Below are 14,361 nucleotides of genomic sequence, written 5' to 3'. Positions count from 1 at the left end.
GGCATCATAGATGCGGAGGCCCGTTCGCGGGCAGGGCGCGGCAGGAATGATCGGCAGCGACTGTTCGCAGCGGACCGAACATGCTGTACAACAAGGAGGTTGACCTGGCGGGCGGTGCCGCGGCAACAATGTTCTGGCAGCTCGGCGAAAGAAGGGATCACATTCTTCGGCCGATCGGATATCGTTCATTGGGGGACCGGCCGGTGCCCACTCACGACCCGGGGAGCGCGAGGCGATGGAGACCACTGATGCCGCGACGCCGGTGACCGACCGCGGCGACATTGCCGTGATCGGTATGGCGTGCCGGGTGCCGCACGCCCGGACGCCGCGCGAGTTCTGGCGCTTGCTGGTGGACGGCCGCGACACCATCGGCGACACACCGGCCGATCGCCGGGCCGGGGCCGAGCCGCTCCCGCCCGGCCTGCGCCGCGGCTCCTACCTGCCCGATGCCGCGGAGTTCGACGCGGACTTCTTCGGGATGTCGCCGGGCGAGGCGGCGGCGACCGACCCGCAACAACGACTGGCCCTGGAATTGAGCTGGGAGGCTGTGGAATCGGCGGGCATCGTGCCGGATCGGCTGCGTGGCGGGCGGGCCGGTGTGTTCGTGGGCGCCTCGGGTGGCGACTTCGCGACGGTGCTGTCGAGACTCGGCAGCGCGGGGGTCGGCGCGCACACTCTCACCGGCACCAGCCGCGGATTGATCGCGAACCGCGTGTCGTACGCCCTCGGCCTCGGCGGGCCGAGCCTGACCGTGGATTCCGCGCAGTCCTCGTCGCTGGTCGCCGTGCAGCTCGCGTGCGAGAGCCTGCGTTCGGGCGGGTGCGATTACGCGATCGCGGGCGGCGTGCACCTGAATCTGGTCGCCGACAGCGGGTTATCGCTCGAGCGGCTCGGCGCGTTGTCCCCCGGGGGCCGGTGCCACACCTTCGATTCCCGCGCCGACGGGTTCGTGCGGGGGGAGGGCGGCGGCATCGTCGTGTTGAAGCCGCTGTCGGCGGCGATGCGCGACGGCGACACCATCCGCGCCGTCGTGCGGGGCGGGGCCGTCAACAACGACGGAGCCACGATGGGCCTGACCACGCCGAGTATCGACGGGCAGGCCGCGGTCCTGCGCGTCGCGTACGAGCGCGCGGGCGTGGCGCCCGATCGGGTCGGTTATGTCGAATTGCACGGCACCGGAACGCGAGTGGGAGACCCGATCGAGGCCGCCGCGCTCGCCGCGGTGCTCGGTGCCGGACGGACCGCCGCGACACCGCTGCGGGTCGGCTCGGTCAAGACGAATATCGGGCACCTCGAGGGCGCGGCCGGTGTCCTCGGGATGATCAAGACGGTCCTGGCGCTCGAACACGGCCGGATCCCGCCGAGCCTGAACTACGGCGCGCCCAATCCCCGGATTCCCCTGGAGCAGTGGCATCTACGGGTCCAGGATCGGCTCGGCGACTGGCCGGACCACGACCGGGAGCGAGTGGCGGGGGTCAGCGGGTTCGGCATCGGTGGCACCAACTGCCACCTGGTGCTGTCCGCACCCGGACCGGTCGCGCCCGAACCGGTGTCGCGCCCGCGCGGTGCGCCGATCGCCTGGACGCTCTCCGCGCGTTCGGCCACCGCGCTGCGCGGCCAGGCGGCGCGGCTGCTCGAGACCGTCGGCGACGAGACCGGACCCGACCCGGTGGACGTGGCCTGGTCGCTGGCCACCACCAGGACGGTCTTCGAACATCGCACGGTGGTGTCGGGCGCGGATCGGGAGCAACTGACGGCGGCGTTGCGCGGTGTGGCCGAGGGTGATCCGGGCGAGACGGTCGTCACCGCCGCCCGCCCGGCGCGGGCGTCCGGCGTGGTCTTCGTGTTTCCCGGGCAGGGATCGCAGTGGCTCGGCATGGCACGCGAATTGCTGGCGACGTCACCGGTGTTCGCGGCCTCGATCGCCCGCTGCCACGAGGCGTTCCGGCCACTCACCGACTGGTCACTGCTCGACGTGCTGGCCGGACGCGCCGAGGAACGGACCGCCGAGCGCGACGATGTGCTGCAACCGGCACTGTTCTCGATGATGGTCTCGCTCGCGGCGCTGTGGCGCTCGTGGGGAGTGGAGCCGGCGGTGGTGATCGGGCATTCCCAGGGTGAGATCGCCGCGGCGCACGTGGCGGGCATCCTGTCGGTGGCCGATGCGGCGCGGGTAGTGGCGCGGAGATCGGCTCTGCTGCAACGACTGCCGCGCGGCGGCGGCATGCTGTCGATCGCGGAGTCCGAGGCCGGGATGCGGCGGCGGCTGAACGGCCGGGACCTCGAGATCGCCGCGGTCAACGGCCCGCGCCAAGTGGTGGTGAGCGGTGCGTTGTCGGCCCTGACCGACCTGGCGCGCGAATGCGCCGACGCGGAAATCCGTACCCAGCTGCTGCCGGTCGGGTACGGCTCGCACAGCCGGCATGTCGATGCCGTCCGGGATCCGCTGCTCGCCGATCTGGACGGCATCAGCCCGCGACCGGGCACGGTGCCCTTTCATTCCACGGTCGAGAACCGGCGGCTCGACGGCGCGGAACTCGGCGCGGAGTACTGGTTCCGGAATCTGCGGGAGCCGGTGCGATTCGACGCGGCCGTGGCCGCGTTGCTGGCCGCGGGTGATCGCGTATTCCTCGAGTCGAGTCCGCACCCGGTCCTGACCGGCAGCGTGCAGGACATCGCGGCGGAGTCGGCGGTGCCGGGGGTCGCGGCCGTCGGCTCGCTGTCGCGGTCCGTCGGCGGAACCGGCCGGCTATTGGATTCGGCGGCGCGGTTGTTCGTCGGTGGCGGCGCTGTCGACTGGGCGGGTGTGCTCGCCGCAACGGCCGGGACCGGTCGGCGAATCGAGTTGCCGCCATACGCTTTCGAGCGTCAACGGTACTGGCCGGACACCTCGGCGGTGGTGCCCGCGCCCGCCCCGGCGACGCCCGCGCCGCAGCCCGTTTCGGCGAGGCCCGCGTCATCGCCGGTTTCGGCGAGGCCCGCCCCGCAGCCCGTCCCGGGCGAGCCCGCGCCCCCCGAACCCGACGACTACGTGCGCATCGTGCGTCGTGAGGCGGCGCGCGTCCTCGGGCATCGCGACGCCGACGCGATCGCCTCCGACCGGCCGTTCAAGGCTGCGGGAATGGTCTCGGCGACGGCCGTCGACCTGGTCGCCAGGCTGAGCGTCCGCACCGGTGTGCCGCTGCCGTCCAGCGCCGTGTTCGATTACCCCACACCGGCCGAACTGGGCCGGCGCCTGGCGCAATTGGCGGTGGGCGCCGACGAGCCGACCGCCGTGCCCGCCGCGGTCGCGTCCGACGAACCACTCGCGATCGTGGGGATGGCGTGCCGGTTCCCCGGCGGCATCCGTTCGCCCGAACAGCTGTGGCAGGTCGTCGCCGAGGGCCGCGACGTGGTCGGCGACTTCCCCGCCGATCGCGGCTGGGAGCTGGAGGGACTGTTCGATCCGGACCCCGACGCGCGTGGCAGGTCCACGGTGCGCCGGGGTGGATTTCTCGACGGGGCAGGGGAATTCGACGCGCGGTTCTTCGGCGTCAGCCCGCGCGAAGCGACCGGTATGGATCCGCAGCAGCGGCAACTGCTCGAGGTGTCGTGGGAGGCCCTCGAAACCGCGGGCATCGACCCGGTGTCGTTGCGCGGCAGCGACACCGGGGTCTTCGTCGGGATATACGGCCAGGACTACGGGCCCCGGCTGCACGCCTCCGGCGGCGACAGCGAGGGCTACCGGCTGACCGGCAGCGCGCTGAGCGTGGCGTCGGGCCGGATCGCGTACTTCCTGGGACTGCACGGGCCGACGGTGTCGGTCGACACGGCGTGCTCGTCGTCGCTGGTGGCCCTGCATCAGGCCGGTCGGGCGCTGCGGGCGGGCGAGTGCGGGCTGGCGCTGGTCGGTGGCGTGACGGTGATGGGTTCGCCGTGGCTGTTCCTCGAATTCTCCCGGCAGCGCGGACTGGCGCCGGACGGCCGGTGCAAATCGTTCGCCGCCGCGGCCGATGGCGTGGGCTGGTCGGAGGGCGTGGGTGTGCTTGTGCTGGAACGGCTTTCGGATGCCCGTCGCCACGGGCACGAGGTGCTCGCGGTCGTGCGCGGCTCGGCGGTCAACTCCGACGGCGCGTCCAACGGCCTGACCGCCCCGAACGGTCCCGCGCAGCAGCGGGTGCTGCGGGCGGCGCTGGCCGCGTCCGGCCTGGCCGCCGCGGAGGTGGATGCGGTCGAGGCGCACGGCACGGGCACGACGCTCGGTGATCCGATCGAGGCGCAGGCGATTCTGGCGACCTACGGGCAGGACCGCCCGGCGGATCGGCCGCTGTGGCTGGGGTCGGTGAAATCGAATCTGGGTCACACCCAGGCCGCCGCGGGCGTGGCGGGTGTCATCAAGATGGTGCTCGCATTGCGACACGGGGTGCTGCCGCCCACCGTGCACGTGGACGAGCCGTCGCCGCACGTGGATTGGTCCGCCGGCGCCGTCGAGCTGCTGACCGGCGCGCGACCCTGGCCTGCCGTGGATCGGCCGTGGCGCGCGGGTGTGTCCTCGTTCGGCATCAGCGGCACGAACGCGCACGTGATCATCGAGCAGGCGCCGCCGTCCGATCCCGTCGCCGAGGCGCCGCGGTCACCGTCGCGGGCGACGGTGTGGGTGATCTCCGGCCCCAGCCCGCAGGCGCTGGCCGCGCAAGCGCACCGGCTGAGCGAATTCGTCACCGAGCGAGCGGATCTGGACCCGGTGGCCGTCGGCTGGTCGCTCGCGCACCGGACGGTGTTCGAGCACCGGGCGGTGGTGGCCGGAACCGGCCGGGACGCGCTGCTCGCGCAGCTGGCGGAGATCGGCAGTGCGAGACCGGGTCCGGTGCCGGGGAAGACGGCGTTCGTTTTCGCCGGGCAGGGGGCGCAGCGACTCGGCATGGGACGCGAACTGTACGAGGCGTTTCCGGCGTTCGCCGCGGCATGGGATGAGGTGACGGCCGCGCTGGCGCGGCACGATCTGCCGATCCAGGACGTCGTGTGGGGTGCGAGCGAGGCGGCACTGGAGCGCACCGATCATGCCCAAGCGGCGCTGTTCGCGGTCGAGGCGGCGCTGTACCGGCTGCTCGAAACCTGGGGGGTGACACCGGATCTGGTGATCGGACACTCCGTGGGCGAGATCGCGGCCGCGCACGTGGCGGGTGCGCTGACCCTCGACGACGCGGCCGCGCTGGTCGCCGTCCGGGGCCGCCTGATGCGGTCGCTGCCGGCGGGCGGGTCGATGGTGGCGGTGCGGGCCGGGGAGGCCGAGGTGCGTCCGTTCGTCGGCGACGGCGTGGATATCGCCGCGGTGAACGGGCCGCGAGCCGTGGTCGTCTCCGGCGTCGACCATGCCGTGCAACAGGTCGTGATCTGGTTGCGCGAGCAAGGCTTCCGCACCAGGAGCCTCGCTGTGTCGCACGCCTTCCACTCCGAGTCGATGGAGCCGATACTCGCCGAGTTCGAGCGGGCGATCGTGCATATGACACCCACGCCGCCGCGGATTCCACTGGTGTCCGATCTGACCGGCGCACCGGCCGGTGCGGAGTTCGGGTCCGCGCGATACTGGGTCCGGCACGCCCGGGAAACGGTGCGTTTCGCCGACGGTATCCGGTTTCTCGAGGACGCCGGGGTGACCAGGTTCGTGGAGATCGGGCCCGACGGTGGCCTGACCGCGGCGGTCCAGGAGTCGGTGCGGCGCACCGACATCGTCGCCGTCACCACCCTGCGGCGGCAGCGGCCGGAGGTCGACGCGGTGCTGGCGGCGGCGGGCGCGGTGTTCGAAGCCGGTGCGGACGTCCGGTGGAAGGCGCTGTTCGACGGCGCCGGGGCGCGGCGGGTGCGGCTGCCCGCCTATGCGTTCGCCAGCGACCGGTACTGGCTTGCCGACACCGGATCGGGGCCGGGCGGCACCGCGGCCGCCGGGCTGGACACCGCCGCGCACCCGATGCTGGGAGCGGTGGTGCCGCAGCCCGATTCGGCGGCCTTCACGCTCACCGGGCGACTGACGCCGGACTCACCCGGCTGGTTGCGCGACCACGTGGTCGGTGCGACCGTGCTGCTGCCGGGCACCGGATTTCTCGAGCTGGCGCTGCGAGCGGCCGCGGAGGCCGGCTGCGCGACGGTGCGGGAGCTGACTTTGCAAGCGCCACTGGTCTTCCCCGACCGCGCGCCGCGGCAGGTGCAGGTGCGGGTCGGGGAGCCGGACGACTCGGGCGAGCGGACGATCTCCGTGCACTCCCGGGCCGCACAGGGGCAGAGCTGGACCACCCACGCGCAAGGAATGCTCGCACGAGAACGCGCGGCGGCACCCGACACGGGCGAGCCGAGTCCGTGGCCTCCGGCCGCGGCCGAGCCGATGGAGACGGCGGACGGATACGCGCGGCTGGCCGAGTGGGGATTCGAGTACGGGCCGCTGTTCCGCGGGCTGACCGGGGCATGGCGGCAGTCCGGCGAGATCTTCGGCGAGGCCGCGCTGCCGACGGAGATACGCGGCGAGGCAGGCGATTTCGCGATCCATCCGGCACTGCTGGATGCGTCCCTGCACGCGCTGCTGCACGCGTTCCTGGCCGACCGCGGCGACGGTGACGTGCTGCTGCCGTTCGTGTGGGAAGACGTCTCGGTTACCGAACCGGGTGTGCCCGCGCTGCGAGTACGGATGAAAATCACCGGGCCCGACGCGGTCTCGCTGGTAGGGACCGACGAGTCGGGCAGGGAGGTGCTGTCGGTCGGCACCCTGCGGTGGCGTCCGGTGTCGACGGAGCAGCTGGGCGCGGCGGACGCGCGGGACTGGCTGGCCGAAGTGCGCTGGGTGGCTACGGAGACGGTCGGCGGCCGTGCCGCGCGGCCGTGGGCGGAATGGCGCGAGGTGGCGCGGGTGGCGCAGGTGCCGCCCGTGGTATTGCTGGACTGCCGATCCGGCGAGCCCGGCGCGGTCGCGCCGGAACGGTTGCGCGAGAGAGTTTCCGGTGTGCTGGCCGTGGTGCAGGCTTGGCTGTCGGAGGACCGGTACGCGTCGAGCACCCTCGTGATCGTCACGCGTGGCACGGTGGGCGAGGACGTGACCGACCTCCCCGGCGCGGCGGTATGGGGGCTGGTGCGCTCGGCACAATCGGAGGACCCGGGCCGCATCGTGCTGGCCGACGTGGCGTCCGGCGATATAGATGTCGACGCGGTCCTCGCGTCCGGCGAACCGCAGGTGCTGCTGCGCGACGGGGTGGTACACGTGCCCCGGGTGACTCGCCTGCCCGGCGAGCCGACCGCGCCGCCACCGGATCTGCGGGACGGTACGGTGCTGATCACCGGTGGCACAGGCGGATTGGGCGCGGTGCTGGCCCGCCACCTGGCAGACCGGTGGGGTGTACGGCGACTGCTGCTGGCGAGCCGGCGCGGAACGGCGGCGCCGGGCGCGGCGGAACTCGTTGCGCAACTGGAGGATACCGGCGCGGCGGTGGACGTGGCCGCCTGTGACGTCTCCGATCCGGTCGCGGTCCGCGCGCTGATCGCGGCGGTCGCGCCCGAACACCCGCTGAGAGGGATCGTGCACGCCGCCGGTGTCGCGGCGAACGGTCTCGTCGGCGCGTTGTCGCCCGAACAGCTGGACGCGGCGCTCGCGCCCAAGGCCGACGGCGCCTGGCAGCTGCACGAGGCGACGCGGGACCTGGACCTGCGGCTGTTCGTGCTGTTCTCCTCGGAGGCCGGTGTGCTCGGCGGTCCGGGCCAGGGAAACTACGCCGCCGCCAACACCTTCCTGGACGCCTTGGCCGCCTGGCGGCGCGTTCAGGGCCTCACCGGACAGTCGATCGCGTGGGGACTGTGGAAACAGGACGGAGGTATGACCGAGCGACTCGGCGACCTCGATCTCGCCCGCGTCGAACGGGACGGGCTGGTGGCGATGTCCACCGCCGAGGGCCTGGCACTGTTCGATGCCGCCGTACGCACCCAGACGGCGGCCGTGCTGGCCGCCCACTTCGACCCGGCCGTCCTGCGTGCACAGGCACACGCCGGTGAACTCCCGCCGATGCTGAGCGGCTTGGTGCCCGCACGCAATCCGGCCCGCTCCGGTGGGGGACTCGCGGAGCGCTTGCGGCGCGCGCCCGCCTCCGAACGGCAACGCTTCGTGCTCGACGCGGTCCGGGGCGAGATAGCGATAGTGCTGGGCCACAGCGGATCCGGCGCGATCGACCCCGGTCAGAAATTCGAGGAGATGGGGTTCGACTCGCTGAGCGCGGTGGAGGTGCGCAACCGCATCAAAAAGGTTACCGGCCTGCGCCTTTCGACCACCGCCGTCTTCGACTATCCCACGCCGGACGCGCTCGCCGCGCACCTTGCCGAGCAACTCGGCCCGGCAGCCCCAGGCCGGTCGGAGCCGGTGGGCGACGACGATGCCCTGCGCCGGGCGTTGCGGTCGGTCCCGATCGAGCGGTTCCGCGCCGCGGGCATCCTCGACACGCTCGTGGGTCTGGCGGCCGAGCCGCGGCAGGCGGTGGCGCAGCGCGGCGGCACCCAGATCGACGAGATGGATCAGGAGGCGCTCATCCGGCACATCCTGCAGTCCGACAGCGGTTCCTGACCGCGCGCTTCCGACCCATCGACGGAGGGTGTCACCATGACCGCGCCGCAAGACCGGCTCTTCGAAGCGCTCCGCGTCGCCGCGAAGGACAACGAGCGCCTGCACGGCGAACTCGCCGCGCTGCGGGCCACCCGGTCCGAGCCCGTCGCCATCGTCGGAATGGGCTGCCGCTATCCCGGAGATGTCCGGTCCCCGGAGGATCTGTGGCGCTTGGTCGCCGACGGCCGTGACGCGGTGGGGGAGTTCCCGGCGGACCGCGGGTGGGACCTCGCGAACCTGTTCGACCCGGACCCCGGCGCGGTGGGCAGGTCTACCGTGCGTGAGGGCGGATTCCTCTACGGAGCGGGCGATTTCGACGCCGGCTTCTTCAGCATGTCCCCGCGTGAGGCGCTGGCGACCGATCCGCAGCAGCGGCTGTTGCTCGAAGTGACGTGGGAGGCGCTGGAATTCGCCGGTATCGATCCGAAGTTGCTGCGGGGCAGTGATACCGGCACATTCATCGGGGTCATGCACGGCGATTACGGTGCGCGGTTCTCCGGCGGCATGCGGACCGCGGCGGAGGCCGAGGGTTACCTGTTGACCGGTAGTGCGGGAAGCGTTGCCTCCGGCCGCGTCTCGTACTTCCTGGGCTTGGAGGGTCCCGCCGTGACAGTGGACACCGGCTGCTCGTCGTCGCTGGTCACCCTGCATCAGGCCGTGCACTCGCTGCGCGCGGGGGAGACCGCGCTCGCCCTCGCGGGCGGGGTGACGGTGATGGCGACGCCGTGGATGTTCGTCGAATTCTCGCGGCAGCGCGGTGTCGCACCGGACGGCCGCTGCAAATCCTTCGCCGCGGCGGCCGACGGTGTCGGCTGGGCCGAGGGCGTGGGAATGCTGGTGCTGGAACGGCTTTCGGACGCCGAGCGGCATGGGCACGAGGTGCTGGCCGTGCTCCGGGGCTCGGCGGTGAACCAGGACGGGGCCAGCAACGGCTTGACGGCCCCGAACGGCCCCGCACAGCAGCGGGTCATCCGCGCGGCGCTGGCGAATGCCGGTCTCACGGTGACCGATGTCGACGCCGTGGAGGCGCACGGCACCGGCACCACGCTCGGCGATCCGATCGAGGCCCACGCCGTGCTGGCGACCTACGGTCAGCGCGACCGGGCGGCAGCGCCGCTGTGGCTCGGCTCGATCAAGTCGAACATAGGGCACACCCAGGCCGCGGCGGGCGTGGCCGGGGTGATCAAGATGGTGCAGGCGATGCGGCACGGCGTGCTGCCGCGCACATTGCACGTGGACCGGCCCAGCCCGCACGTCGAGTGGGACACCGGCCACGTCGCCGTGCTGACCGAGCCGCAGCCGTGGCCCGACACCGGCCGCCCGCGCCGGGCCGCCGTGTCGTCGTTCGGCATCTCGGGCACCAACGCGCACGTGATCGTCGAACAGGCGCCGACGCGCGAGTCATCACCGGAACCTGTTGCGCCGCCCGTGATTCCGTGGGCGCTCTCGGCACGCAGCCGGTCGGCGCTGGCGGAGCAGGTGGATCGCCTGTCGGTCTGGTTGTCCGCGCACCCCGACGCGCTTCCGGTGGACGTCGGCCGGTCGCTGGCCGGTCGCGCCGCCCTCGACCATCGGACGGTGTTGCTCGGAACGGAGCGCGGTGACTTCCTGGCGGGCCTGGCCTCGGTGGGGGAGACCGCGGCCGCCGACACCGGGGCGACGGCGTTCGTGTTCGGTGGTCAGGGATCGCAGCGGCCGGGGATGGGCCGCGAGCTCTACCGGGCGTATCCGGCCTTCGCCGCCGCCTGGGACGCCGCGTCCGCGGCGATCGAACGGCACACCGGCCGCGCGGTCGCCGATATCGCGTGGGGATCGAACGCCGCGGCGCTCACCCGGACGCTGCACGCGCAGACCGCGCTGTTCACCGTCGAGGTCGCCCTGTTCCGGCTGCTCGAGAGCTGGGGTATGCGGCCGGACGTGGTGCTGGGTCATTCGGTGGGCGAGATCACGGCCGCGCACGTCGCGGGGGTGCTGTCGCTCGAGGACGCGGCGACGCTGGTGGCGGCCCGCGCGCGGCTGATGGACGAACTGCCGGGCGGCGGGGCGATGGTCGCGGTACAGGCGAGCCCGGACGAGGTGGCGTTGCTGCTGGCGTCCATGGCGGCCGTCGCCGACGCCGAGCCGCCGCTGCTGGCCGACGGTGTCGGCATCGCGGCTGTCAATTCGCCTGCCTCGGTGGTGATTTCGGGTATCGAGGACCGCGTGCTCGACGTCGCGGCGGGGTTCGTCGCACGGGGACGCCGGACGAAACGTCTCGACGTCTCGCATGCCTTCCACTCGCAGCTGATGGATCCGATGCTGGACGAATTCCGCCGTGTGGCCGCCGCTCTCACGGTGCGCGCGCCGCGACTGCCGATCATCTCGAACGTCACCGGAGCGGTCGCCGAGGACGGTTACGGAACGGCCGACTACTGGGTGCGGCACGCACGAGAGGCGGTCCGGTTCGCCGAGGGTATCGCGGCGCTGACGGACCGGGGCGTCACCAGGATCGTGGAGGTGAGCCCGGACGCGAGCCTGGTGTCGGCGATCACGGAATCCGCTCCGGAGATCGGGGCCGTCGTCCCGGCCCTGCGTAAGGATCGGCCGGAGCCGCGAGCGCTCCTCGAGGGCGTGGGCCGGGCGTTCGCGGCCGGGCAAAGTGTCGACTGGCCAGCGCTTTTCGAGGGCACCGGCGCGCGTCGGATCCCGTTGCCCACATACCCATTCCAGCATCGCCGCTATTGGCTGCCGATGCCGGACGGCGGCGACGCGACGGGACTGGGATTGCACAGTCCGGACCATCCGATGCTCGGTGCCGTCCTCGACGGGCCGGAGCCGGGAGAGTTGCGGCTGACCGGACGGATATCGCCCGGCACGCACCCGTGGCTCGCCGACCACCGAATACACGGCGCGGTCCTGTTCCCCGGCACCGGCTTCGTCGAACTGGCACTGTGCGCCGCCGCGGCGGCCGGATGTGCCGCCATCCGTGAGTTGACAATTCTTGCCCCACTGGCTTTCCCGGACGACACACCACGCCGGATCCAGGTCGTAGTGCAGGGGCCGGACGCCACCGGCGACCGCGCGGTGCGAATCCATTCCGCCGACGGCATCGACGGCGAATGGATCCGGCACGCGGAAGGCGTGCTGCGTGCTGAGGCCGGTACCCACCCGGGCACCGCGCCGTCCTGGCCGCCGGAGCAGCTGACGGAGCTGGATACCGCCACCGCCTACGACCGGCTCGCCGACCTCGGCTACCACTACGGCCCCCGCTTCCAGGGCTTGCACCGCGCGTGGTCCGGCGCGGACGACCGTGCCGCGGTGGCCGAGCTGACCGGCGAGAGCGCCACCGAGGCAGTGGGTTTCGTGCTCCACCCCGCGCTGCTGGACTCGGTCCTTCACACCCGGCTGCTCGATCGGGTCCCCGGGGACGCCCCCGTGGTGCCGTTCGCGTGGGAGGAGGTGTCGGTACCGGTGCCGGGGGCCTCGGTGGCGCGGGTGTGGTTGCGCCGCTCCGGTGAGGATGTGTACTCGCTGCACGGGATCGATGAGTCGGGCCGCACGGTGCTGTCCGTGGGGGCGGTCCGGTTGCGGCCGATGCCCGAGACGGCGGGAACAATCGGAACAGCGAGGCCGCTCCTCGGATTACGGTGGGTGCCGGTCGATTCGGAGGATCGGCCCCCGGTGCGCTGGGCCGAGTGGCCGGACATAGACGACCTGGAAGTAACGCCGCCCGCGGTCGTGCTGGATTGCCGTGCGGTGGCACGTGAGACCGCGGTCGCGGAGGCCACCCACCGGGTAGTCGCGCACGTGCTGGAGGTGTTGCAGTGCTGGTTGTCCGACCGGCGGTTCGCGTCCAGCACCTTGGTGATCGTCACATCGGGCGCGGTGGGCGACCAGGTCACCGACGCCGCCGGTGCGGCAGTCTGGGGTCTGGTGGGCTCGGCTCAATCCGAAAACCCGGGCCGCGTGGTGATCGCGGACGTGCAGCCGGGGGAGATCGACGTCGCGGGCATTCTCGGCACCGGCGAACCCCGGGTGTCGTTCCGCGACGGTGTGCCGCACGCGGCGCGGCTCCATGCCGTGAAGACGTTCGGGCACTTGACGATTCCCCCGGTATCGGCCGGGCCCTGGCACCTCGAAGCGACCGGCGGCGGCGCGCTGGACGCGCTGGCATTGACGCCGTACCCGGATCTCGCCCGGCCCCTCGGACCCGGTGAGGTGCGCCTCGCGGTCCGGGCCGCGGGCCTCAACTTCCGCGACGTGCTGATCGCGCTGGGTATGTATCCCGACACCCGGACGCCGATCGGTTCCGAGGTCTCGGGAGTCGTGATCGAGACAGGTCCGGGCGTAACCGGATTCGAGCCCGGTGACCGGGCGATGGGACTGGTCGAGCAGGGCGTCGGCCCCCGCGTCGTGGCCGATCACCGCCTGCTCGTGCCAGTTCCGGCGGGTCTGACCGACACGGACGCCGCGGGCGTGTGCGCCGCCTTCCTCACCGCCGAATACGCGCTCACCGACCTTGCCGAACTCGGTCCCGGTGATCGCGTCCTCATCCACGCAGCCACCGGAGGCGTGGGGTCGGCCGCCGTGCAGCTGGCCCGGCACCGGGGGGCCGAGGTGTTCGCCACCGCCAGCCCGCCGAAATGGAACACGCTGCGCGACATGGGCTTCGACGATGCGCACATCGCCTCCTCCCGCACCGGTGAGTTCGAGGAGAAGTTCGCCGCGGCGACACACGGCGAGGGATTCGATGTCGTCCTGGACTGCCTGGCCGGTGACCTGGTCGACGCCTCCCTGCGACTGCTGCCGCGCGGTGGCCGGTTCGTGGAGATGGGCAAGACGGATATCCGCGACGCCGGTGCGGTCGCGGAGCGCTACCCCGGCGTCACCTACCGGGCCTTCGACCTGTTCGACGCCGGACGGGACCGATTGCGCGACATGCTCGCCGAACTCACCGGACTGTTCGATCGCGGTGTGCTGCGGCCGCTGCCCACCCGGGCGTGGGACATCAGGGACGCACCCGCGGCGTTCCGGTTCTTCGGCATGGCACGGCACGTCGGCAAGCTCGTGCTGACGATCCCGGCCGAACTGCGCGACGGGACCGTTCTGATCACCGGCGGGACCGGCGAACTGGGCGCGGCCGTGGCACGGCACCTCGTAACGCACTGGGGGACAAGGCATCTGATTCTGGCTAGCCGCCGGGGCGCGGCCGCGCCGGGCGCCGCGGAACTGCTGGCGCAATTACGCGAAGCCGGTGCCGTAGTGGACGCGGTGGCCTGCGATGTCACCGATCCGGTCGCGGTCCGCGACCTGGTCGCCGCGGTGCCGCCGGAGCGCCCGCTGACCGGGATCGTGCACGCCGCGGGCATTCTCGACGACGGCGTCGTGGGATCGCTGACACCCGAGCGGGTCGCCGCGGTACTCGCCCCGAAGGTCGACGGCGCATGGCAGCTGCACGAGGCGACGGCCGGCGCGGCCATCTCGGCATTCGTCCTGTTCTCCTCGGTCGCCGGAGTACTCGGCAGCGCCGGCCAAGGAAGCTACGCCGCCGCCAACGCATTCCTGGACGGCCTGGCCGCGTGGGGGGGGGGGCCCCCCGGGGCCCCCCCCCGCCCAGCGCCGGGGGGGGGGGGGGGGGGGCGGGGGGGGGGGGCCCCCGGGCCCCCCCCCCCCCCCCCCCCCCCGGCCCCCCCCCCCCCCCCCCGGGCTTTGGCCGGGGGGGGCCCCCCGGGGGCGGCCCCCCCACGCGGCCAGGCCGTCCAGGAATGCGT

Annotated in this window: 2 protein-coding genes; both read left to right on the top strand. The window is 72.7% G+C overall.

Annotation, left to right across the window (positions count from 1 at the left end):
• Nucleotides 1–235: 235 nt before the first annotated feature.
• Complete coding sequence (locus tag QH470_RS35670; RefSeq protein ID WP_280276805.1) at nucleotides 236–8,572, top strand: type I polyketide synthase; 8,337 nt, start codon at nucleotides 236–238, stop codon at nucleotides 8,570–8,572.
• A 36-nt stretch (nucleotides 8,573–8,608) separates the two neighbouring features.
• On the top strand, nucleotides 8,609–14,361 hold a 5,753-nt coding region (locus QH470_RS35665; protein ID WP_280276804.1), incomplete at its 3' end, for a type I polyketide synthase.

The sequence above is a fragment of the Nocardia wallacei genome (genome assembly GCF_029868745.1).
Taxonomy (GTDB): domain Bacteria; phylum Actinomycetota; class Actinomycetes; order Mycobacteriales; family Mycobacteriaceae; genus Nocardia; species Nocardia wallacei_B.
Note: the sequence above shows the minus strand (reverse complement) of the source record. Positions and strands in the feature narration are given on the sequence as shown.

Coding starts and splice junctions, on each gene's coding strand:
- QH470_RS35670 (WP_280276805.1), top strand. CDS start 236: ATGGAGACCACTGATGCCGCGACGCCGGTGACCGACCGCGGCGACATT.